Here is a 20,738-nt window from a genome sequence, read left to right as displayed (position 1 = left end):
GGCGATCGGACGCCGCGGCATCATGCTGGTGGTGTCGTCGCCCTCTGGCGCCGGCAAGACGACGCTGACCCGCAACCTGATCGAGACCGAGGAGCGCATCACTTTGTCGGTGTCGGTGACGACGCGGGCGCGCCGGGCGAGCGAGATCGAGGGGGTGCATTACCATTTCATCTCGATGCGCCAGTTCGAGATCATGCGCGATTCCGGCCAGCTGCTCGAATGGGCGGAAGTGCACGGCAACTGCTACGGCACGCCGCGCGAGGCGGTCGAGACGGCGCTCTCGGAGGGTCGCGACGTCTTGTTCGACATCGACTGGCAGGGCACCCGCCAGCTGTTCGAGACGATGCGCAAGGACGTGGTCAGCGTGTTCGTGCTGCCGCCGTCGGCGGCCGAGCTGAAGGCCCGGCTCGAGCGGCGCGCCGAAGATTCCGAAGAGATCATCGTCAAGCGGCTGCGCAACGCGGCGGAAGAAATCGCCCACTGGTCGGAATACGACTACGTGCTGGTGAACCGCGACCTCGACAAGAGCTTTCTCCGCCTGCGCTCGATCCTCACCGCCGAGCGGCTCAAGCGGGTGCACGGCACCGACATGGACGGTTTCGTCGGCTCGCTGCTCGACGAGCTGAAGGCGCTCGCACCGTGACGGCGCTCGCGCCTTAGCGACACCCGCGCGGCCGGCCGCGGTCACTCGCCGGCGTAGCGACCCCGCTTCAGATAGGCGTCCGGAACGCACGCCCGCGCCCTCGCGAGGGCGCGCTCGGCGCGCGACCGGGAGCCGAACGGCTGCTCCGCCACGACGACCGTGTAGCCGCGGGCAAAACCGGAAAACTTGCTGGAAAAATCCCAGAAGGCGGTGACGCCGCAGCGGCGTGCGTCACGCTCGATTCCGCGCGCCGCGGCGAGCGTGTCGTCGGTGAAGCGGTGGTCGGGCGTGGCGATCGAGCCGAGCACCAGCCACCAGCCGCTGTCGGCGGAGAATCCCGGTCCGCCGCTGCCGGCGAGGACAAGAATGGCGACCGCCGGTCCGCGAAGCGCTTTCGGAAAAGACATGGATTGATCCGCTCACGAAAAATGGCCCGCCCGCCATGCTGCACGTGGCACGCGACGGGCCATTGACGCGGATCAATCGAGCGGCACGGATCCGGGCTCCGGAATGCCGTGCTTGGCCCGCCATTTCGGGCCGGGCCCGCGCATATAGTGCAGCTCCGGCCGGTACGGATCGGTCAGCTTGTCGACCAGCGCTCTCAGTTGGGCGGCGAGCCGCCGGCCGAGGCAGGTGCAGCCGGCGACGGTGCGCGCCGCGGCTTCGGCCGCCGCTTCCGTCGCCGCCCCTGTCGGCAGCGCCGGCACCGGCCCGGCGAGCCCGCGTGGCTGCGGCAGGATTTTCGCCCGCGCGACGGCGCCGCTGGTGGGTCTTCGCCGGCCGCCCTCCGTGCTCGTGCGGACGGCCGCGAACGTGTCGATCCCGGAACGGGTCATGGCGTCTCCCCCGATCGCCGACCTCTTTCTTTCAAACACCCGTTTAAATCCGGGTCCGGTGGTTTTTCAGGGAGGAGACGGGGAAATTCGAAGGCCCGATCGGGGAGAAATCAGGGCTGCGGGAGCGCGGCCGGAACCGGCTTTCCACGCACGGCATCGGCCAACGCATTGGCGAGCGCGACGAAGCCGGCGACCGAAATCTCCTCCGCCCGCGCGGTCGGCGCGATGCCGGTCGCCTCGAACAGCGGCGTCGGATCGGCCACCAGCATCTTGAGGCTCTGCCGCAGCATCTTTCGCCGCTGGCCGAAGGCGGCCGCCGTCACCCGCTCGAGCGCCGGCTGCGGGCAGGGCAGGGGTTTTGCACGAGGCACCAGCCGGACCACCGAGGAGGTGACCTTGGGCGGCGGCACGAAGGCCGACGGCGCGATGTCGAACAGGATCTTCGGCTCGCTGCGCCACTGCGACAGCACCGCGAGGCGGCCATAGACCTTGTTGCCGGGCGTCGCGACGATCCGCTCGGCGACCTCGCGCTGGAACATCAGCACCAGCGCGTCGTACCAGGGCGGCCACGGCTCCGCCGACAGCCAGCCGATCAGGAGCGGCGTCGCGATGTTGTAGGGCAGGTTGGCGACCACTCGCACCGGCCCGCCGCCACCCGCCCGGGCGGCCAGCGCGGACAGGTCGAGCGCCAGCGCGTCGCCCGCCACCACCTCGAGTCTTCCCGGCACCCGTTCGGAAATCTCCGCCAGCGCATCGAGCGCCCGTGCGTCGCGCTCGACCGCGATCACCCGCGCGCCTTCCGCGAGCAGCGCCCGCGTCAGCCCGCCCGGACCCGGACCGACCTCCACCACCGTGACGCCGTCGAGCGGCCCGGCCGCGCGGGCGATCTTTCCGGTGAGATTGAGGTCGAGCAGGAAATTCTGGCCGAGCGACTTTCGCGCCGACAGCTCGTGCCGGCGGATCACGTCGCGCAAGGGCGGCAGCTCGTCGAGCGCGCTCATCCGGCCGTCCCGGCGGATCCGGCGCCCTTGGCGGCGGCGTCGGCCGCGGCGAGCCGGCCGGCGAGGCCGAGCGCGGCGATCAGGCTCGACGGGTCGGCCCGCCCGGTGCCGGCGAGCTCGAAGGCGGTGCCGTGGTCGGGCGAGGTGCGCACGAACGGCAGCCCGAGCGTGACGTTCACCGCATGGTCGAAGGCGATCATCTTGATCGGGATCAGCGCCTGGTCGTGATACATGCACAGCGCCGCGTCGTAGGTCTTGCGCGCTGCGTCGTGAAACAGGGTGTCGGCCGGCAGCGGCCCGCGGGCGACGATGCCCTCCGTCACCAGCGCGGTGACCGCCGGCGTCACCACGTCGCGGTCGGCGGTGCCGATGGTGCCGCTCTCGCCGGCATGCGGATCGAGCCCGGCCACCGCGATGCGCGGCTTTGCGAGGCCGAATCGTCGGCGCAGATCGCGGTCGAGAAGCCGCCCCGTCTCGACGATCAGGTCCGTGGTGAGAGCGGCCGGCACCGCGGCGATCGCGATGTGGATCGTCACCGGCACCACCGCGAGCTCGGGCGACCACAGCATCATCACCGGCGTCGCCGGTTTTCCGGTGCGGCGCGCCGCGAGCCTCGCGAGATACTCGGTGTGGCCGGGATCGGGAAAGCCGGCGGCGGTGAGCACGTGCTTGGCGATCGGGCAGGTGACGACGGCCGCAGCCTCGCCCGCCATCGTCAGCGCTACCGCCCGGTCGATCGCCGCGATCGCCGCCGGCGCGCTCGACGCGTCGGGCCGGCCGGGGGCGGTTGTCACCGGCAGGCCGAGATCGACCACCGGCAGGAAGCGGGAGAAGGCGGACGACGCCTCGCTCGGCGCTACCACCGCGATCGGCACGTCGAGCCCGAGCGTTTTCGCGCGACGCTGGAGAAAGATCGGGTCGCCGAGCAGCAGGAAGGGCGGGGTCGCGGCCCCGCGGTTCAGCCACGCGGCGAGCGCGACGTCCGGTCCGATGCCCGCCGGCTCGCCCAGCGTGAGCGCGAGCGGGGCGGGGCGGTCGGTCATTTCCGCTCGATCATCGCCTGGCTGCGAAGCTCCTTGAGGAACTGCTTCGAGCGCTCCTCGAAGGTCTCGACGAACATCTCCTGGCGCACCTTCTTCAGCGCCGGGTCGTCGAGCTTGACCTCGTGGCGGGCGCACACCGCGAACATCTGGATGCCGTTCGGGGTGGTCTCCGGGCCGGTGAGCTTGCCGACCCCGGTGCGGTCGAGCATGTCGCGAAGCGGGTCGGGCAGCTCGGTGGAGTTCTTGAGAATCTGGCTGCGCACCGCGACGTTGCGGAGCTGGCGGGCGAGCGGCAGGCCGCGCTCGCAGTCCTCGAAGCGGGCGCGCAGCGCCTCGGCCTGGCGGCGCTTGGCCTCGACCACCGACGCGCTCGCCCCTTGCGGGACGACGAACAGGATCGGCCGCAGCACGTATTCGTAGCCGGAGATCTTGGCGGCGATCGGCTGGTCGTCCTTCCGCTTCGATTCGGCGGCGGCGATGATGTCCTTGTCGCGGAACTGGAACGACGATTGGAATTTTCCCCGCACGATCTGCTGCCAGACGAGGTCGGCGCGGATCTTCGACTTGAGCGTGCGGTCGGACACCCCGCCGCGGCCGAGCGTCGCGGTGAGCTGGTCGGGCGACAGGTTCATGCGGCTCGCCATGTCGCGATAGGACGAGTTCACGTCGCCGTCGTCGATCCCGACCTTGTAGCGGCTGCCCGCCTGGATCTTCAGGTGCTCGTCGATCAGCTCCTCGAGGATCGTGTTGCGGTCGGCCGACTTGTGCGAGACGAGCTGCTGCAGGCGGGCGCGCTGCTCGATGTCGTAGCTGGTGATCGGCGTGCCGTTCACCATCACCACCACGTTCTGCGCCGCCGCCGGCCGCACCGACGGCCCGGCGATCAGACATCCGAGAGCGATTGCCGCCGCACCCAGCGTGGTCGCCAGCCGTGCACCGATCGTCGCCCGTGCGCTCGTCGTCGTTCGTGCGCGAAGAACCATGACACCTTCGTTTGTCGAGAATCCCCTCGTCACCGTCCCGTTCGCCGTCCGGGCGCGGCCGGGCAGTGCGATCCGCCCACGGGTCGGCAGCCCTAGCCGCCGAAAGGGGCGAATTATTGACTCCCGTCGGCCGAGAGGCCGCTGCCCCCGCCCGACGTGCTGCCCAGCGTCCGCAGCCCCACCTGCAGCATCACCGTGTGGTTGGTCGTGTCGCTGCCGGTGTAGTCGTAGTCGGTGATGTAGTTCAGCCCGATCAGGAAGCAGTCGTCGATATAGCCCAGCCCGACGCGGGTCTGGCTGATCTTGTCGTTGATGATGTCGTAGCGGGCGGCGCCGTTGAACACCCAGTTCTGCGCGACCTTGACCGAGCCCGAGCCGAGAATGCCCTGGCGGCGATCGAGGAAGCCGAGCTCCGGCTGCGCCGCGTAGTCGCCGTACAGCACCGACACGTTCCAGCGGTCGAACGCCGCGCGGCCCTCCACCTCGAGGCGCTGCAGCGTGAAGTCGTCCTCGTCGAAGCGGTAGCGGGTGATCAGGCTGTAGATGCGGTTCGGCGCGTAGGCGAAGCGGGCGACATAGTCCGACGTGTCCTTGTCGAGGCCGCTGTCGAGGCCGGTATTGGTCAGGTCGCCGACCGCGAAGGAGTTCGTGCCGAACAGGTGATAGGACTGGCCGAACAGCATGTTGACCGAGCCGGCCCCGTTCACCTGGGCGGTGTACTGCACGCCGACGTTTGCGCGTCCGCCGCCTTCCACGCGGTCCCAGCCGGAGAACTTGTCGACCCGGAACAGGTTCGAATCGTCGAACACCAGGCTCTGCGCGTCCTCGTTCGGCATCGCGCCGATATGGGTCTCGTTCGGCCGGGCGATCACCTGGGCGATCGGCTCCAGCGTCTGGGTGCCCCAGGAATGCACCGAGATCAGCGGAAAGCGGTATTCCAGGCCGATCGTCGGCATCACCTGGACGTCGTTCGACTCGCCCGTCTGGATGAAGTTCTGGACGCCGGTGTCGTCGTCGATATTGATCCGCTTGGCGTCCGCTCGCACCGAAGCGAACGGGATGAACACCTGGCCGAACGAATCGACGTAGCGGGAGCGCCAGTCGACCTGCGCCGAGAAGCGCGAATAGGTGCCGGGCACGCCGCGCAGAATGCAGTTCTTGGCGGTGTCGGCGGTCAGCGAGGCGCAGCCGATGCTGTTGATCGCGTCGAATTCTGCGGTCTCGCGCGACAGGCTGGTGAGGTTCGCCTTGTAGCTCAGCTCGCCGCCGAACACCGGCTGGTCGACCACCGCGCTGTAGTCCATCACCGGATGGACCACCGGCAGGGTGGCCTGCACGTCGGAGGTCGAGTAGCCGTAGAAGTGGATCGCCCGGATGTCGAAGAAGCTGCGGTCGCCGCGCCCGGAGAGGAACAGCTGCGAGACGCCCTCGGTGAGGTTGCTGAAATACTCGTTGCCGGTGGTGCTCTGCAGCGAGCGGACCTTGTAGTCGCTGAAGTACTTCTCGTCGGAGACGAGCACGCCGTCGAAGCCCCAGGTCCATTTCGGCGACAGGTTGAACCGTCCGGTCGCCTCGACGCTGCCGCGGAAGTCGCGATAGCCGGCGTTCGGGGTGCCCCGGTCGTCGATGAAATAGTCCTTGTCGGCCTGCGGGATGCCGGACGCGCGGATGGTGTAGTAGCCGTCCTCCAGGCGGTGGCGCCACTCGCCCTGCATCAACAGGCCCTGCTTGGTCATCACCCGCGGCGCGACGGTGAGGTCGTAGTTCGGGGCGAGGGCGAAGTAGTAGGGCGTCTCGATGCCGTAGCCGTAGACCGAGCTGGTGGTGGCGAGCGGCATCAGGAAGCCGCTCTTGCGCTTCACCGACGGATCGGGCGCGGCGAAATAGGGCATGTAGGCGAGCGGCACGCCGAAGAACTCGATCCGCGCATCCTCGAAATAGACCATCTTCTCGGTCTGGTCGTGGATGATGCGGGCGGCCTTCACCTGCCACAGCGGCGGCTTCTCGGGGTGCTCCTTGCAGGCCTCGCAGGCGGTGTAGACGCCGCTCTCGAACACCGTGTAGTTGCCGCCGGTGCGCTTGCCGCGGGCCGCTGCGAAGCGCGTTTGGTCGGGCGTCTCGATCCTCAGGGAATCGATGAAGCCGTCACGGTAATCGTCCGTCAGGTCGATCAGATCGCCGTAGGTGATGCGGCCGTCCGGCTCGGTCAGGCGGACATTGCCCTCGGCCTGCAGGTGCTTGGTCTTCTGGTCGTAGACGACCTTGTCGGCCTCGATCGTCGAGCCCTTGTAGTAGATCTGCACGCTGCCGGAGGCGATCACCCGCTCGTTGTTGTAGTCGTACTGGATCTCGGAGGCCTGGACGAGCATCTGCGGATCGCCGGTCGGCGCCGTCCGGGCGGGCGGGGTCGGGCGGATCTGCGAGCGGAAGTCGAGCGTCTGGGCGTCCGCCGGGCGCACGCCGAGGCCGAGCGCCAGTGCGCCGCCCAGCATGGTGGTCACGGCGAGCGCCGTCGACAGACGTTTCAGCACCCCGCCACGCGAGGACGTGATCCGACGCACCGGCATCAGCCGTCCTCCTGGTAGAGCAGCGGCACGAGACCGGTGAGCACGCCGATCGTCACCGGCAGCCAGGCGGCGACCACCGGGTTCAGAAGCTCGGCCTTGCTGAGATCTTCCGTGACCTTCGAGAGCACGTAGAGCGAAAATCCGGCGAGCACGCCGGCGAGCACCATCTTCTGCACCCCGCCGAAGCGGAAGAAGCGCAGCGAGAAGGCGGCGGCGACCAGCACCATGGCGGCGAGCAGGGCCGGCCGCGAGATCAGCTTCTGATACTGCAGCCGGTAACCGGCGGCGGCGAGCCCCGCATGCTCGGCCATCTCGATGAAGAACGGCAGATCCCAGAACGACACGGTCTCCGGCGTCGCAAAGGTTTCGCGCACCTGGGCGAGCGTCAGGTTGGTCTGGATCTGGTAGGTCGGCAGCACCTGCGGGGGTGCGTCGACCGGGTAGCGGCGGGCCTCGATCAGGCGCCAGTGGCCTTCCTCGAGCACGGCGGCCTTGGCCTCCACCCGCTCCACGAAGCGGCCGGTGTGATCGTACATGAAGACGGTGACGCCGCCGAGCCGCACGCCCTGGTCGGCGCTGGTCGCGGCATTGACGATCGACTGGCCGTCGACGCTCTTCTGGCGCACCCAGAAGCCGGTGCCGGTGGCCTGCAGGCTCGATTGCTGGGCGTTGTTGAAGGCCTGATCCTCGAGCCGCTTGGACTGCTCCTGCAGCGCCGCGGCGACCGGGTTGTAGACCATGGTGGCGAAGGCGCCGATGCCGAGCGCGACCACCACCGCCGGCGTCACGAACTGCCAAGCCGACATGCCGGCGGAGCGGGCGACCACCAGCTCGAGGCGGCGGGACAGATTGAGGTAGCACATCATCGCGCCCACCAGCACGGCGAACGGCAGGATGCGCTCCATGATCTGCGGCACGCGGGTGAGCGAGATGCCGGCGGCGAGCAGGGCGGTGGCGTTCGCCTCGCCGGCCGAGCGGCGCATCAGCTCGATATAGTCGACCAGGACGACGAGCCCGAACACGCCGACGAACACGGTCAAGGAGGCGCTCAGAAAGCGCCGACCGAAATAGCGTGCGAGTCGTCCCCCGATCATCCCTGCACTCTCAGGTCCGCGGCCTGGGCCACGCCACACCGGCCGGCGCGGAGGCGATGGCCCCGCCGGTCCGATCTCCGAACACCATGATGGAACCGGCGTCGCCGGTCGAGTCCGCCATTCCCCCTGGTCCCCCGGCTCCCCCGAGCCGTCCGTCCCGCCCCCGTCCGGTCGCCATGCCGGCGACTCCGGGGGCATCGTCCCCAAGATACGACAACTTGGCGGGCCGATCTGTCCACAAAAAGGCCATCCGCGGTACTCCCGCCTCGCGGCGCGTCGGTCTGGTTAACGGAGTATGACCGGCGCACCCTCCGATGCTATGCCAAGGATTGGGCCTTCGGTCACTACGCCCGCACGGGAATTACGGCCGGCGTGACCACGGGGCCACAGAATCGCGCACGATCGGCGCCACCTTTGCGCAAAGGTTCGCGCGCAACACGAGAGGACATTCGAGTATGGCTGAGAGTTTCCGGGCGAAGTTCGCGACGGTCGCGCCGCCGAGGAAGGGCGTTCTGGTCGTGTTCTGCGACGACGGGCTGCGATTCGGGACCCGGACGCGCAAGATTCTCGGCAAGGCCGCCGCCCAGGTGACCCGCGCCGCCGCGGCGGAGCGCTTCAAGGGCAAGCTCGGCAGCGTGCTCGACCTGGTGGCCCCGGCCGATCTCGAGGTCGACCGGCTGCGGGTGGTGGGAACCGGCACGCCGAAGGAGACGTCGCCGAACGATTCGGTGCGGCTCGGCGGCGTCGCGCTCGGCAAGCTCGCCGCGGCGGGCGGCGAGGTGACCATGCTCGCCGAGCTGCCGGCCGGCCCGATGACGCCGGAGGCGGCAGCCGACCTCGTGCTCGGGGCGCGGCTGCGCGCCTATGCCTTCGACCGCTACAAGACCAAGCGCAAGGAGGGCGAGGAGGCCCCGAAGGCGCTCGCCCTCACGGTGGCGGTGGACGACCCGGCGGCGGCGCGCCGCGCGGCGGTTGCCCGCGAGGCGGTGGCGGACGGCGTGGTGCTCGCCCGCGATCTCGTCAACGAGCCGCCGAACGTGCTGTTTCCCGAGGCCTTCGCCAAGCGGGCGGCGGCGCTGCGGGATCTCGGGGTGAATGTCGAGGTGCTCGACGAGCGGGCGCTGAAGCGGCTCGGGATGACCGCGCTGCTGGCGGTCGGGCAGGGGTCCGCCCACGAGAGCCGGGTGGTCGTCATGCGCTGGAACGGCGGCAAGAAGAGCGAGGCGCCGATCGCCTTCGTCGGCAAGGGGGTGTGCTTCGATTCGGGCGGCATCTCGATCAAGCCGTCGCAGGGCATGGAGGACATGAAGGGCGACATGGCGGGCGCCGCCTGCGTCACCGGGCTGCTGCATGCGCTCGCCGCCCGCAAGGCCAAGGTCAACGCCGTCGGCGTGATCGGGCTCGTCGAGAACATGCCGGACGGCAACGCCCAGCGGCCGGGCGACATCGTCACCACCATGTCCGGGCAGACGGTCGAGATCGTCAACACCGACGCCGAGGGGCGGCTGGTGCTCGGCGACGTGCTCCACCATACCATCACCAAGTTCAAGCCGAAGGCGGTGATCGACCTCGCGACGCTGACCGGTGCCATCATGGTGGCGCTCGGCCAGGAGCATGCCGGCCTGTTCACCAACGACGACACGCTGGCCGCCAATCTCGTGAAGGCCGGCGAGGCGACCGCGGAAAAAGTGTGGCGGATGCCGCTCGGCCCGGCCTACGACAAGCTGATCGACTCGAAGTTCGCCGACATGAAGAACTCCGGCGGCCGGCACGGCGGCGCGATCACCGCGGCGCAGTTCCTCAAGCGCCACGTGGGCGATGCCGTGTGGGCTCACCTCGACATCGCCGGCACCGCGCTCGGCTCGCCGCAGACCGACCTCAACAAGAGCTGGAGCTCTGGCTGGGGCGTGCGGCTGCTCGACCGGTTGGTGGCCGATTGTTACGAAGGGTGAGCGTCAACCGCTCTCCGGCGGCGTCGGGAGATCGAACGGGTCGAGCACGCTCGCCCCGAGGTCTGCGACGTCGCGGAGGTTGCGGGTGACGAGCGTCATCCCGTGCACTTTTGCGCTCGCCGCCAAAAGGGCGTCGACGGTCGGGACGGGGCGGATGGCGATCATCCGTCCCCATTCGTCGGCGACTCGTCGGTCGATCGGCAGAATGCGGCCGGCAAAGTGCTCCTCGACCGCGGCGAGCCACCGCTCGAACACCTCCGCCCGGATCGGATCGGTTCGGCGCGCCCGCTCGATTCCCTTGCGGATCTCGCCCAGCACCAAAACACTGAGATGGAGGTCGGTGCCGTCGATGCCTGCCCACCACGCGGCGACGCGTGGATCGCAGCGCTCGCCCTTGCGGATCTCCGAGACGATGTTGGTGTCGATCAGGTAGCTCACAGCACGACGTCGCGGCCGAGATCGAGACCACGGTCGAGACCGCGGTCCCGGTCGAGGTCTAGATCGGCCGGGGCGGCGGCGAGCAGCGCCTTCAGCGTGTCGCCCGTCGTCGCGGTGCCGAGTTGCCGATGCAGAAAGTGGCGTGTGTCGGTCGCGCGGGCGGGATCGGCGAGCGCACGGGCGAGGTCGCGCAGCAGCGGTGCGTCGTCCGGCCGGACCTGTAGCTCCAACCGCACGAAGCCCTCGAGCGACTGGCGGTCGCGGCTCGTCGGCTCGCCATGGGACGACATCGCGGCTGCCTCGCGCTTTTTCTCCATCCCCGAAACATAACCGTCGACGTGTCCTGCCACAACCACAGGTCCCTCTCGCGCGCGCTGCGACGTCCGGCTATCGTCCGGCTCCGGCGGCCGGACCTCGGGTCCGTGGATGTGAGTGATGACGGAGCTTCTCTTTTACCATCTGCAGCGGCAGCCGCTCGAGCGGGTGCTGCCGACGCTTCTGGAAAAGTCGCTCGAGCGCGGCTGGCGGGTGGTGGTGCAGACCGCCTCCGAGGAGCGGGTCGAGGCGCTCGACGCGCATCTGTGGACTTTTCGCGAGGACGGCTTCCTGCCGCACGGCACCGCCCGCGACGGGCTCGCCGACAAGCATCCGATCGTGCTGACGGTCGACGAGGGGAACCCCAACGGCGCCTCGGTGCGCTTCCTGATCGACCGGGCGCCGGCGCCGCCGGACGCCGCGAGCTATGCGCGGATCGTCGTGATGTTCGACGGCGAGGACGAGGAGGCGGTCGCCGACGCGCGCGTCCTGTGGCGTGAGAAAAAGGCCGAGGGATTTGCGGTAACATACTGGCAGTGCGACGAAAGGGGGCGCTGGCAGAAACGCGGCTGAGAGCGGCCGGCGCAGCCTGTGGGCAGCGCCGCCGGGCCCGGTCGACGCCGCCATCTTGGTGACGTAAAAAGGTGGTGATCAGGCGCCGGCCTCGCCGGGGATGGGGCGTCGCCCACGGCGTGGTACCGCGCCTGCGGTGCGGCATTCTCCGCCGTCCGGCGGATCGCCGCGGGGGCGACGGGTTGCGACGACCGGGCGGCTCGACAGCCGGCAGGGGCGACCCTCGGCCGGCGCGGCCACCGGGCGGCGCCGGGAGCGGACGACGCGACGAACAGGCGGCGGCCGGCGGGCCGGCCGCACGGGTATTTCCGGGGAAGGACCCCTCATGCGGCTCGATCGCATTCTTCACCGCACCAGAATCACCACGACGGCATCGGTGGCGGTCGCCCTGGTGGCGCTCGGCCTCGGCGGCTGCGGCGGCTCGATGATGGTCGATCCCGCCCAGGTGAACCTGGTGCCGTCCTGGCGCTCGATCGTGCCGCCGCGCAACGACGAGTTCGCCAAGAGCCAGGTCAACACCCGCAAGCCGGTGACGCCGGCCGATCTGGTCGATCCGCAGGGCGCCTGCTCCGGCGGCGGCGAGCCGGCGCCGGCTCCCGAGCCGTCGGCGGACGGCCTGATGCTGACGCGCGGCGTCGGCCTCGACATGACGGAATGCCAGGTCGTCCAAATCCTCGGACCGGCGGGCTCGACCGAGATCGGACGCAATCCGGGTGGCGACCGGACCGTGGTGATGACCTACACCAACCACGAGCAGGCCGGCATCTACCGCTTCACCAGCGGCCGGCTCACCTCGATCGAGCGGCTGCCCGATGCCGGCACCTCCGACAAGCCGGCACGCCGCGGATCGCACCGCCGCTCGTGAATTTTGCGCGCCCCGCGACGTTTTGCACGCGACGTCGCTGCCCGTGAGCCACCCCGGCGCAGCGCTGTCCGCCGCGACCATCCCCGGCGGCCGCCTTTTTTTCCCGCGCCGCAACAGACCGGACAGGTTCCGATGCCTCCTGATGCCTACACGTCCTCCAGGACGTCGCCGTCGATGTGCCGCCCGGCGCTGACGGCCGGCGCGGCGCTGCTCGCGCTGGTGCTTCTCCCCGCCGCCGGTCTTGCCCAGCACGCCGGCGGGCGGCACGCCGGTCCTTCGACCGCCGCCGAGGTTTCGGCCGCCGCGCCCAAAGGGGATGCGCCCAAAGCCGATACGACCAAGGCCGATGCGACCAAGGCAGCGGACGACGACGCGGCAAAGAAGAAGGACGACGCCGCGGCGGACCCGAAAAAACTGCCGGCCGACGTCACGACCGACCAAACGGTCACCATCGGCGGCCGGGCGGTGAAGTTTCGGGCGACCGCCGGCTCGATCCCGCTCCTCGATGCCGAGAGCGGCGACCTGCGCGCGGAGGTCGGCTTCGTCGCCTACACGATGGGCGACCCGGCGAGCCGCCCGGTGACCTTTCTCTTCAATGGCGGGCCGGGGGCGGCCTCGGCCTATCTGAACATCGGCGCGGTCGGTCCCTGGCGGCTGCCGCTCGCCGGCGCCACCGCCTCCACGCCCCCGGTGCTGGTGCCGAACGGCGAAAGCTGGCTCGATTTCACCGACCTCGTCTTCGTCGATCCGCCCGGCACCGGCTACAGCCGGATCGTCGGCGGCGACAAGGTGCGCGAGCGGTTCTGGTCGATCGAGGGCGACGCCGATGCGCTCGCCGTCGCGGTGCGCAAATGGATCGTGAAGAACGGCCGCGAGCGCTCGCCCAAATTCCTGGTCGGCGAGAGCTATGGCGGCTTTCGCGTGCCGATGATCGCCCGCGCGCTCGCCCGCGAGGAGGGGATCGGCGTGCGCGGCATGGTGCTGATCTCGCCGGTGCTCGATTTCACCACGCTCGCCAAGCGCGACCATGCGCCGATGGGATGGGTGATGCATCTGCCCTCGATGGCGGCGGCGGCGCTCGAGGCGCGGCACGCGTTCGACGAGAAGGCGCTCGCCGAGGCCGAGCATTATGCGACCGGCGACTATCTCGCCGACCTGTTGCGCGGCGAGCGCGACGCGGAAGCCGTGGCGCGGATGTCCGACAAGGTCGCGGCCTTGACCGGGCTCGATCCGGCGCTGGTGCGCCGGCTCGCCGGGCGGGTCGACAACCGCACCTTTCAGCGCGAGCTGTTTCGCGAGCGTGGCCTGATCGGCAGCGCCTACGACGCGGCGGTCACCGCCTACGACCCGACCCCCGCGGCGGCGCGGTCGCGCTATCTCGATCCGGTGCTCGACGCCACCAAGGCGCCGATCACCGCGGCGATGACGCAGCTCTATCGCGACACGCTCGGCTGGACGATCGACCGGCCCTACGCGCTCCTGAACGACGCGGTGAGCAGCCAGTGGAACTGGGGCGGCGGGCGCAGCGCGCCGGAGGTGGTCGACGAGGTGCGCGATTTTCTCGCGAGCGACCCCAAGACCCGGCTGATGGTCGCCCACGGGGCCGCCGACCTGGTCACGCCCTATTTCGCCAACAAGCTGATCCTGCAGCAGCTTCCGGTCTATGGCGAGGCTTCGCGGGCGACCCTCGAGGTCTATCGCGGCGGCCACATGTTCTATTCCGAGGACGGCTCCCGCGAAAAATTCCGGCGCGATGCCGAGGCCTTCTTCCGCGCCGCGCTGAACGGCGCGGAGAAGACCGGCGAGGCGGGCGCGAAGCCGAAGAAGTAGCGGCTTCAGGCGAGCCCGAACACGCCCCGCACGCGCCGGTTGGTGGCCACGGCGACCGTGCGGGCAGCGTCGGTGCCCTCGCGCACCAGCCGCATCACCTCGCCGGGATCGCTCGCATAGGCCGCCCGCCGCGCCCGGATCGGGCCGAGCAGATCCTGCAAAACGGCGTCGAGCCGGCGCTTGACCGCCATGTCGCCGAGCCCGCCGCGGCGGTAGTGCGCCTTCAGCTCGGCCAAGCCTTCGCGGTCGGGGTCGAAGGCGTCGAGATGGGCGAACACCACATTGCCCTCGACGGTGCCGGGATCGGCCGCCCGCAAATGGTTCGGGTCGGTGAACATCGCCTTGACCTTGGCGGAGATCTCGTCCGCGCTCGCGCCGAGCGGGATGGCGTTGCCGAGGCTTTTCGAGGCCTTGCGCCCGTCGACGCCGGGCAGGCGCGGGGTGTCGGACAGGAGCGCACGGGCGGGCGTCAGGACCGGGCGGCCGGCGAGCCGGTTGACCTTGGCGACCACCTCGTTCGACAGCTCGATCATCGGCAGCTGGTCCTCGCCGACCGGAACCAGCGTGGCGTCGAACGCGGTGATGTCGGCCGCCTGCGCCGCCGGGTAGCAGAGGAAGCCGGCGGGAAGGTCGCGCTGGAAGCCGCGCATCTCGATCTCGGCCTTGATGGTCGGGTTGCGCTCGAGCCGGGCGACCGAGACGAGATTGAGATAGAGCGTCGTCAGCTCGGTGAGCTCGGGCACGCCCGACTGCAGCACGAAGGTGGTCTTGGCGGGATCGAGCCCGACCGCGAGATAGTCGAGCGCGACCTCGAGCACGTTGGCGGCGACCTTCGCCGGCTCGCCGGCATTGTCGGTCAGAGCCTGCATGTCGGCGATCAGCACATATTGCCGGCGCACGATATCCTGCGTCGCGACCCGGCTCGCCAGCGAGCCGACGAAATGGCCGAGATGCAGCGGGCCGGTCGGGCGGTCGCCGGTCAGCACGATGTCGGTCGGGCGGGCGGTGCGGGTTTCGATGTCGCAGGCGGCAGGCGTTTCGCCGGGGGCGGGATCGGCGAGCGTGAGGTCGTCCATGGGTTCGGCTCCTGGGTTCTTGCGGTCGCCCGGAGGGAGCCTGGACGTGAAAAAGGCCGCTCCCGTCCGGGGCGGCCCTTGCGATCTTTTTTCCGATGACGTCTCGATCAGAACGCGCGCAAAAGGCTCCCCTGTTGGCAGGGGCGCCACCACAGCCCGCGAACGGTGTCGATGCACGTCATGGGTTTCTCATGCGCCCGCCGAGCGGCGGACGCAAGGGGCACGTCGCGTGGCGGGACTTCAGGCGGTCACTGCGCCACGGCCGAGCAGCGCGAGATATTCCCAGGCGAACGTGGCGGCGGCGAGCGCGGTGATCTCGGCGTGATCATAGGCGGGCGAGACCTCCACCACGTCCATGCCGACGAAGCCGACCCCGCCGAGCCGGCGGAGAATGCCCTGCACCTGCCAGCTCGCCAGCCCGCCCACCTCCGGCGTGCCGGTGCCGGGGGCGAAAGCCGGGTCGAGCACGTCGATGTCGAGCGAGAGATAGACCGGCCCGTCGCCGACCACGTCGCGGACGTGGCGGGCGATCGCCGCGGGCACCGTCTCGTGCACCTCCTCGGCGGTGACGATGGTGACGCCCTTACCGACCGTCCAGTCGTGGACGTCGCGGCCGAGCGGCGAACGGATGCCGATCTGGATGGTCTTCAGCGGCTGGATCAGCTTCTCCTCGATGGCGTGGAAGAACACCGAGCCGTGCGCGTAGGCTTGGCCGAAATTGTCCGGCCAGGTGTCGACATGCGCATCGAAATGGACGAGCGCGAGCGGCCCGTGGCGCTTCGCCAGCGCCCGCAGGAGCGGCAAGGTGATGCCGTGCTCGCCGCCGAGCGCGACGAGATGCGGGACCGCCGCCGCCTGCTCCTCGATCAGCGCAAGGCTCTTCGCGATGTCGCCGAGCGCGATGGAGAAATCGCCGATGTCGGCGACCGGCATCAGCGCCGGCTCCACCCAGTGGACCGGGTGCGCGCCGTCGACCAGCATGCGGCTCGCCCGTCGGATCGCCGCGGCGCCGTCGCGGGCGCCCGCCCGGTTGGTGGTGCCGATGTCGAGCGGGATGCCGGCGACGCAATAGGCCGCCTCCCGGTCGTGCCGGGTGATGCCCAAAAAGGTCGGCGGCACCGCGAAGGTCGCGGGGCCGCTCATTCGCCGGCCTCGACGGGAGAGAAGCGGAACACCGCGGCGGCGACCGCGCAGGTCCAGCGGCCGTCGTCGGCGCCGGTGGCGGCCGCGGTGAAGGACAGCGTGTCGACGATCAGGTCGGTGGTCTCGTAGAGCTTCTTGCGCTCGTTCCAGGCCGCGTCGGGGTCGAACTCGATGCCGAGCGTCGAGGCCAGCATGCTGGCGGCGAGGTCTTCGGCATAGTCGCCGGCCTCGGTCTCGGTCATGCCGAACCCGTGGTGCTCGGAGATGTAGCCGTAGACGGAAGGGTCCTTCGGCCGGGCGAGGCCGATCGAGGCGGCGATCCGGCGGCCCGGCTCGTTGGTCTCGGTCCGCGCCATCACGCAGAAGGTGATCTCGCCGGGCGCGAGCGTCGGCACGCCCTGCTCGCGGGTGATCAGCCGGCAGCGCGGCGGCAGGATCGAGGAGACGGTGACGAGGTTCTGCTGCTCGATGTCGGCGTCGCGCAGCGCGTACTCGAAGGCGGTGAGCGGCTGCTTGTGCACGCCCACCCCGCGGGTGAGAAAGACCTGCGTCGGAACGGGAAACATGGCGCCTCCTGGGGTCGGTGTGCCGGTACGGACGGTTGCCCGCCCAGGAGGTACGAGAACACGATGACGATTCTCGGACGACGAATTTCGGACGAGCGGTCTCGACCGCCGTCACCCGTCGTGCGAGCCGGGAGGCGGCCGGTCGCCGGCCGAAGCATCACCGCCCGAAACATCACCGCCCGAAGGCGACCAGAAAATTGCGGCGGCGGGAGATCGGGTCCTTCAGCAGCATCTCGCTCTCGCCTGGCTCGTCGGTCAGGAGCCGCACCGACAGCTCCTGCTCGGGGACGGCGGCCGTCGAGGTCCATTCGAACTCGCAGTCGAAGCTCGAGCCGTTCGGCTGCAGCCGAAAGGTCTCGCTGCGGGCGACCGTTCCGGACCGGCCGTGGCGCTCGACCAGCTGGATGTCGACCCCGGTGACCCGGTGGCTCGGCGGATAGACCGCGACCTTCACCGGCGAGGCCTTGTAGGTTCCGGCGTCGTCGCCGAGGAAGAAGCAGGTCCAGGTCACGTCGACGATGGTCCGGTCGGTCCAGCTGGTGGTCTCCCCGGACACCAGCGTCAGGGAGCGCTCCTCCCCGGCGACGATGTCGCTCTCGAACGGCATTGCAACAATTCCCTTTTCGTCGCGGTGGCCCGGTCAGTGGCCGCCTCGAACGTACAACTCGTAGAAGGTGACGAGAACCTCGACGACGATCAACAACACGATGGTCATTTCCAGCCGCACGCTGCGCTCGGTGTCGATGATCTCGGTGATGGCGTGGGCGGTCTCGTCGATCACCTGCAGCTTGCGCGCGAGCGAGGTGGCGCGCTCCTTCAGCTCGTACTCGTCGGCGAGCCGCAGCCACAGCCGCTCGAACTCCGGCTGGTCCCACAAAATGTCGGGCTTGTCCTCGATCTCGACGCGGCCGGCGAGCCGGTGCTGCACCTGCAGCGCCTGGCCGATGGTGGCGAGCATCTTTCGCCGGTTGGAGGGCGACTTGCCGGTGCGGGCGAGGGCGGCCGCGAACGGCTCCATCACCTCGATCACCTTGGAGACCTCGCGCTCGTCGCGCGACAGGGCGGCGTTCTTGGCGAGCACGTCGGCGATCACCAAAATCCGCGAGGGCGACAGCGTGCGCACCGACACCGGCCCGCCCGGCACCACCTGGTCGTCCTGGTCGGGGGTGATCTCGATGACGGTCGATTCGTCCTCGGTGGTGTCGTACCGCCCGTGCAGGCGCGGCCCGAGCGCCCGCACCACCTCGTCCTCCTCGATCGGCGACAGGCCGACCAGCACCGAGACGCCGTAGCGGAACAGCACCGCGAAGCCGGTGGCGCCGGAGCGGAAGGCGAGCGGGGTGGTCGAGAGCAGGTCGCTGCGCTCGAGCCCGGTGGTGTCGATGCGGTCGCCGAGCAGCAGCGTGCGCGCGGTGACGCGCGACTTGGCCGCCGGCATCGGCACGGGGGCAGGGGAGGCGACGGGAAGGGGACGGTCCGACATGGCGGCAGTATAGCAGCGATCGGTGACCGCCGCTGTCGAGCCGCGGCCGGCTTCGGCCCGGATTTCCCGATCGGCGCGGACCGGCGGACCGGTTCGGTTCGTCCGGGTCAGCCGGCCATCGCCTCCTCGTACTCGGCCGACAGCGTCAGCCACTCGTCCTCGTGGCGGGCGAGCGCCTCGGCCGCCGCCGCCCGGTCTTTTGCGAGGCTCGCCGCCTTGGCCGGGTCTCGGGTGTAGAGCGCGGGGTCGGCGAGCGCTTCGTCGAGCGTCGCGATCCGCTTGTGGAGCTTGGCGATTTCCTGCTCGGCCTTGCCGATCTTTCGCTTGAGCGGGGCGAGCTCGGCGCGGCGCTCGGCGGCCGCCCGGCGCTGGTCGGTGCGCGAAAGGCCCTTGCCGTTGCCGCCGCCGTCCTCCTCCTTCGCCGGCTCGCCGGCGAGCACCAGCCGGCGGTAGTCGTCGATGTCGCCGTCGAACGCCGAAACCCCGCCGTTCGCGACGAGCCACAAACGGTCGGCGCAGGCGTCGAGCAGATGGCGGTCGTGCGACACCAGCACGACGGCGCCCGGAAACTCGTTGATCGCCTCGATCAGCGCGGCGCGGCTGTCGATGTCGAGATGGTTGGTCGGCTCGTCGAGCAGCACCAGATGCGGCGCGGTGAAGGTCGCGAGGCCGAGCAGCAGACGCGCCTTCTCGCCGCCCGACAGCTTTTCCACCGCCGTGTCGGCCGCCGCCGCCGAGAAGCCGATCGCGCCGGCCTTGGCCCGCACCGCCGCTTCCGGGGCGTCCGGCATCAGCCGGCGGACGTGCTGATAGACGCTCTGCTCGGGGATCAGCTCGTCGAGCTGGTGCTGGGCGAAATAGCCGATCGACAGCTTGTCGGCACGGGTGACGCGGCCGCCCATGGTGCCGATCTTGCCGGCGATCAGTTTCACCAGCGTCGACTTGCCGTTGCCGTTGGAGCCCAGAAGCGCGATGCGGTCGTCGGTGTCGATCCGCAGCGTCACCCGGCGCAGCACCGGCTTGTCCGCCTCGTAGCCGACCGACACGTCGTCGAGCGCCAGAATCGGCGGCGACAGCATCTTCTGCGGCGTCGGAATCACGATCTCGCGCACCTCGTCGGTGACGCGGGCCGCCGGCGGCGCGAGCTTCGCCAGCATCTTCAGCCGCGACTGTGCCTGGCGCGCTTTCGTCGCCTTGGCGCGGAACCGCTCGACGAACGCCTCGAGCCGGGCGCGCTGCGCCTCCTGCTTCTTGGCGAGCTTCTGGTCGAGCAGCAGCCGCTCGCGGCGAGTGCGCTCGAAGGTCGCGTAGTTGCCGCGATAGAGCGTGAGCTTGCCGTTCTCGAGATGGAGAATCTGGTCGACCGCCTGGTCGAGCAGATCACGATCGTGGCTGATCACCACCACGGTGTGCGGATAGCGCGCGACGTGATCCTGCAGCCACAGCGTGCCTTCGAGGTCGAGATAGTTGGTCGGCTCGTCGAGCAGCAGGATCTCCGGCTCGCGAAACAGCACCGCGGCGAGGGCGACGCGCATCCGCCAGCCGCCGGAAAACTCCGACACGGGGCGCTGCTGGTCGTCGTGCGAGAAGCCGAGGCCGTGCAGGATGGCGGCGGCACGCGCCGGGGCCGAATGCGCGTCGATGTCGGCGAGCCGCGTGTGCAGCTCGGCGATCCTGTGCGGGTCGGTCGCGGTCTCGGCCTCGGCGAGCAGCGCGGTGCGCTCGACATGGGCGGCGAGCACGAGGTCGATCAGCGGCTCCGGACCGTTCGGCGCCTCTTGGGGAAGCGTGCCGATCACCGAGCGCGACGGCGTCGAGACGGTGCCGGATTCGGACGGGTGCACCCCGGTGATGGTGCGGAACAGGGTCGATTTCCCGGTGCCGTTGCGGCCCACGAGCCCGACCCGCGCGCCGGTCGGAATCTGGACCGAGGCGTGGTCGATCAAAAGGCGGCCGGCGATGCGGACGGTCAGGTCGGTGAGCACGAGCATGCGGCCTTATACACGGAATCGCCGCCGGTCCAGGAAGGCCGTCCAGGAAGGCCGTCCAGGAAAGGCGATCCGGGAAAGGCGATCCGGGAAAGCCGCGCGGGAACGCCGATCCACCGACGCCGGTCCCCCAGACCCGGCGCCCATCGGGCGCGGTCGTGGTTCCCCTTTCCGTAGTCGTGCGTAGTCGCCATGCGCGAACCCCCGCCGGCCTCCGTTTCACGCCGACATCGGCCGATGCCACGGCATTTTCGCGGACATCGGCAAACGATGAAAAAACCTGTTGTTAAGCGGGGGCATGTATCCGGACATGGACGGCCGCGTCGCAGTCGTCGTCCTTTC

The 20,738-nt window shown here is 69.8% G+C and carries 20 protein-coding genes; 5 read left to right on the top strand and 15 right to left on the bottom strand.

Annotated features, from left to right (window positions below):
- Positions 1-4: 4 nt before the first annotated feature.
- Positions 5-643, top strand: a complete 639-nt coding sequence (gene gmk / locus A33M_RS08835) for a guanylate kinase (protein ID WP_443212836.1) — start codon at positions 5-7, stop codon at positions 641-643.
- Positions 644-684: 41 nt separating this feature from the next.
- Here gmk and A33M_RS08830 read toward each other — a convergent pair whose 3' ends face one another.
- The 7 genes from A33M_RS08830 to lptG all read right to left on the bottom strand — a co-directional run bounded on the left by A33M_RS08830 (position 685) and on the right by lptG (position 8,167).
- Positions 685-1,050 carry a hypothetical protein gene (locus A33M_RS08830; protein ID WP_008385935.1) on the bottom strand — a complete coding sequence of 122 codons (366 nt, stop codon included), beginning with the start codon at positions 1,048-1,050 and terminating at the stop codon, positions 685-687.
- 72 nt (positions 1,051-1,122) lie between these two features.
- Entirely contained in the window at positions 1,123-1,479 is a 357-nt protein-coding gene (locus A33M_RS08825; protein ID WP_008385933.1) for a hypothetical protein, read from the bottom strand.
- A gap of 110 nt (positions 1,480-1,589) precedes the next feature.
- Complete coding sequence (gene rsmA, locus A33M_RS08820) at positions 1,590-2,480, bottom strand: 16S rRNA (adenine(1518)-N(6)/adenine(1519)-N(6))-dimethyltransferase RsmA (RefSeq protein ID WP_008385931.1); 891 nt, start codon at positions 2,478-2,480, stop codon at positions 1,590-1,592.
- Positions 2,477-3,523 (bottom strand): 4-hydroxythreonine-4-phosphate dehydrogenase PdxA, encoded by a 1,047-nt coding sequence (gene pdxA, locus A33M_RS08815; protein WP_008385930.1) that lies wholly within the window; start codon positions 3,521-3,523, stop codon positions 2,477-2,479. The genes rsmA and pdxA overlap by 4 nt, the downstream gene beginning before the upstream one ends.
- Positions 3,520-4,506, bottom strand: coding sequence for a peptidylprolyl isomerase (locus tag A33M_RS08810; protein ID WP_008385928.1), 987 nt, complete (start codon positions 4,504-4,506; stop codon positions 3,520-3,522). The genes pdxA and A33M_RS08810 overlap by 4 nt, the downstream gene beginning before the upstream one ends.
- A gap of 113 nt (positions 4,507-4,619) precedes the next feature.
- On the bottom strand, positions 4,620-7,073 hold the full coding sequence (locus A33M_RS08805) for an LPS-assembly protein LptD (RefSeq protein WP_008385927.1): 2,454 nt from the start codon (positions 7,071-7,073) through the stop codon (positions 4,620-4,622).
- Positions 7,073-8,167 (bottom strand): LPS export ABC transporter permease LptG, encoded by a 1,095-nt coding sequence (gene lptG, locus A33M_RS08800; protein ID WP_008385925.1) that lies wholly within the window; start codon positions 8,165-8,167, stop codon positions 7,073-7,075. Before lptG ends, A33M_RS08805 begins: the two co-directional genes overlap by 1 nt.
- Positions 8,168-8,622: 455 nt before the next feature.
- On the opposite strand from lptG, the gene A33M_RS08795 reads away from it, so the two are divergent.
- Positions 8,623-10,119: a leucyl aminopeptidase gene (locus A33M_RS08795; protein ID WP_008385922.1), complete on the top strand. Its 1,497-nt coding sequence runs from the start codon at positions 8,623-8,625 to the stop codon at positions 10,117-10,119.
- A gap of 3 nt (positions 10,120-10,122) precedes the next feature.
- Here A33M_RS08795 and A33M_RS08790 read toward each other — a convergent pair whose 3' ends face one another.
- A complete protein-coding gene (locus A33M_RS08790) occupies positions 10,123-10,557 on the bottom strand; it encodes a type II toxin-antitoxin system VapC family toxin (RefSeq protein WP_008385920.1) in 435 nt (144 codons plus the stop codon).
- A complete protein-coding gene (locus A33M_RS08785) occupies positions 10,554-10,847 on the bottom strand; it encodes a hypothetical protein (protein ID WP_008385919.1) in 294 nt (97 codons plus the stop codon). The genes A33M_RS08790 and A33M_RS08785 overlap by 4 nt, the downstream gene beginning before the upstream one ends.
- A gap of 145 nt (positions 10,848-10,992) precedes the next feature.
- Here A33M_RS08785 and A33M_RS08780 point away from each other — a divergent pair, with 145 nt between their 5' ends.
- From A33M_RS08780 to A33M_RS08770, 3 genes are all read left to right on the top strand, one after another.
- Entirely contained in the window at positions 10,993-11,445 is a 453-nt protein-coding gene (locus A33M_RS08780) for a DNA polymerase III subunit chi (protein WP_008385917.1), read from the top strand.
- 325 nt (positions 11,446-11,770) lie between these two features.
- The gene (locus A33M_RS22275; protein WP_008385915.1) at positions 11,771-12,310 is read left to right on the top strand and encodes a hypothetical protein; all 540 of its coding nucleotides are present in this window, start codon (positions 11,771-11,773) and stop codon (positions 12,308-12,310) included.
- Positions 12,311-12,442: 132 nt separating this feature from the next.
- A complete protein-coding gene (locus A33M_RS08770) occupies positions 12,443-14,140 on the top strand; it encodes a S10 family peptidase (RefSeq protein WP_008385913.1) in 1,698 nt (565 codons plus the stop codon).
- Between the two features lie 5 nt (positions 14,141-14,145).
- On the opposite strand, the gene trpS is transcribed toward A33M_RS08770, so the two are convergent.
- From trpS to A33M_RS08740, 6 genes are all read right to left on the bottom strand, one after another.
- A complete protein-coding gene (gene trpS / locus A33M_RS08765; protein ID WP_008385911.1) occupies positions 14,146-15,216 on the bottom strand; it encodes a tryptophan--tRNA ligase in 1,071 nt (356 codons plus the stop codon).
- Positions 15,217-15,456: 240 nt separating this feature from the next.
- Positions 15,457-16,359 (bottom strand): agmatinase, encoded by a 903-nt coding sequence (gene speB, locus A33M_RS08760; RefSeq protein WP_008385910.1) that lies wholly within the window; start codon positions 16,357-16,359, stop codon positions 15,457-15,459.
- The gene (locus A33M_RS08755) at positions 16,356-16,925 is read right to left on the bottom strand and encodes a pyruvoyl-dependent arginine decarboxylase (protein ID WP_008385907.1); all 570 of its coding nucleotides are present in this window, start codon (positions 16,923-16,925) and stop codon (positions 16,356-16,358) included. Before A33M_RS08755 ends, speB begins: the two co-directional genes overlap by 4 nt.
- 172 nt (positions 16,926-17,097) lie before the next feature.
- On the bottom strand, positions 17,098-17,532 hold the full coding sequence (locus A33M_RS08750) for a hypothetical protein (RefSeq protein ID WP_008385906.1): 435 nt from the start codon (positions 17,530-17,532) through the stop codon (positions 17,098-17,100).
- Between the two features lie 33 nt (positions 17,533-17,565).
- On the bottom strand, positions 17,566-18,408 hold the full coding sequence (locus A33M_RS08745; RefSeq protein ID WP_083850381.1) for an RMD1 family protein: 843 nt from the start codon (positions 18,406-18,408) through the stop codon (positions 17,566-17,568).
- Between the two features lie 107 nt (positions 18,409-18,515).
- Positions 18,516-20,399: an ABC-F family ATP-binding cassette domain-containing protein gene (locus tag A33M_RS08740; RefSeq protein WP_008385903.1), complete on the bottom strand. Its 1,884-nt coding sequence runs from the start codon at positions 20,397-20,399 to the stop codon at positions 18,516-18,518.
- Between the last annotated feature and the right edge of the window lie 339 nt (positions 20,400-20,738).

The sequence above is a fragment of the Rhodovulum sp. PH10 genome (genome assembly GCF_000293785.1).
Lineage (GTDB): Bacteria > Pseudomonadota > Alphaproteobacteria > Rhizobiales > Xanthobacteraceae > Rhodoplanes.
Note: the sequence above shows the minus strand (reverse complement) of the source record. Positions and strands in the feature narration are given on the sequence as shown.

Coding starts and splice junctions, on each gene's coding strand:
- pdxA (WP_008385930.1), bottom strand. CDS start 3,523: ATGACCGACCGCCCCGCCCCGCTCGCGCTCACGCTGGGCGAGCCGGCG.
- A33M_RS08810 (WP_008385928.1), bottom strand. CDS start 4,506: ATGGTTCTTCGCGCACGAACGACGACGAGCGCACGGGCGACGATCGGT.
- speB (WP_008385910.1), bottom strand. CDS start 16,359: ATGAGCGGCCCCGCGACCTTCGCGGTGCCGCCGACCTTTTTGGGCATC.
- A33M_RS08830 (WP_008385935.1), bottom strand. CDS start 1,050: ATGTCTTTTCCGAAAGCGCTTCGCGGACCGGCGGTCGCCATTCTTGTC.
- A33M_RS08780 (WP_008385917.1), top strand. CDS start 10,993: ATGACGGAGCTTCTCTTTTACCATCTGCAGCGGCAGCCGCTCGAGCGG.
- A33M_RS08745 (WP_083850381.1), bottom strand. CDS start 18,408: ATGTCGGACCGTCCCCTTCCCGTCGCCTCCCCTGCCCCCGTGCCGATG.
- A33M_RS08785 (WP_008385919.1), bottom strand. CDS start 10,847: ATGTCGTCCCATGGCGAGCCGACGAGCCGCGACCGCCAGTCGCTCGAG.
- trpS (WP_008385911.1), bottom strand. CDS start 15,216: ATGGACGACCTCACGCTCGCCGATCCCGCCCCCGGCGAAACGCCTGCC.
- A33M_RS08740 (WP_008385903.1), bottom strand. CDS start 20,399: ATGCTCGTGCTCACCGACCTGACCGTCCGCATCGCCGGCCGCCTTTTG.
- A33M_RS08755 (WP_008385907.1), bottom strand. CDS start 16,925: ATGTTTCCCGTTCCGACGCAGGTCTTTCTCACCCGCGGGGTGGGCGTG.
- A33M_RS08750 (WP_008385906.1), bottom strand. CDS start 17,532: ATGCCGTTCGAGAGCGACATCGTCGCCGGGGAGGAGCGCTCCCTGACG.
- A33M_RS08795 (WP_008385922.1), top strand. CDS start 8,623: ATGGCTGAGAGTTTCCGGGCGAAGTTCGCGACGGTCGCGCCGCCGAGG.
- A33M_RS22275 (WP_008385915.1), top strand. CDS start 11,771: ATGCGGCTCGATCGCATTCTTCACCGCACCAGAATCACCACGACGGCA.
- lptG (WP_008385925.1), bottom strand. CDS start 8,167: ATGATCGGGGGACGACTCGCACGCTATTTCGGTCGGCGCTTTCTGAGC.
- A33M_RS08770 (WP_008385913.1), top strand. CDS start 12,443: ATGCCTCCTGATGCCTACACGTCCTCCAGGACGTCGCCGTCGATGTGC.
- A33M_RS08825 (WP_008385933.1), bottom strand. CDS start 1,479: ATGACCCGTTCCGGGATCGACACGTTCGCGGCCGTCCGCACGAGCACG.
- rsmA (WP_008385931.1), bottom strand. CDS start 2,480: ATGAGCGCGCTCGACGAGCTGCCGCCCTTGCGCGACGTGATCCGCCGG.
- A33M_RS08805 (WP_008385927.1), bottom strand. CDS start 7,073: ATGCCGGTGCGTCGGATCACGTCCTCGCGTGGCGGGGTGCTGAAACGT.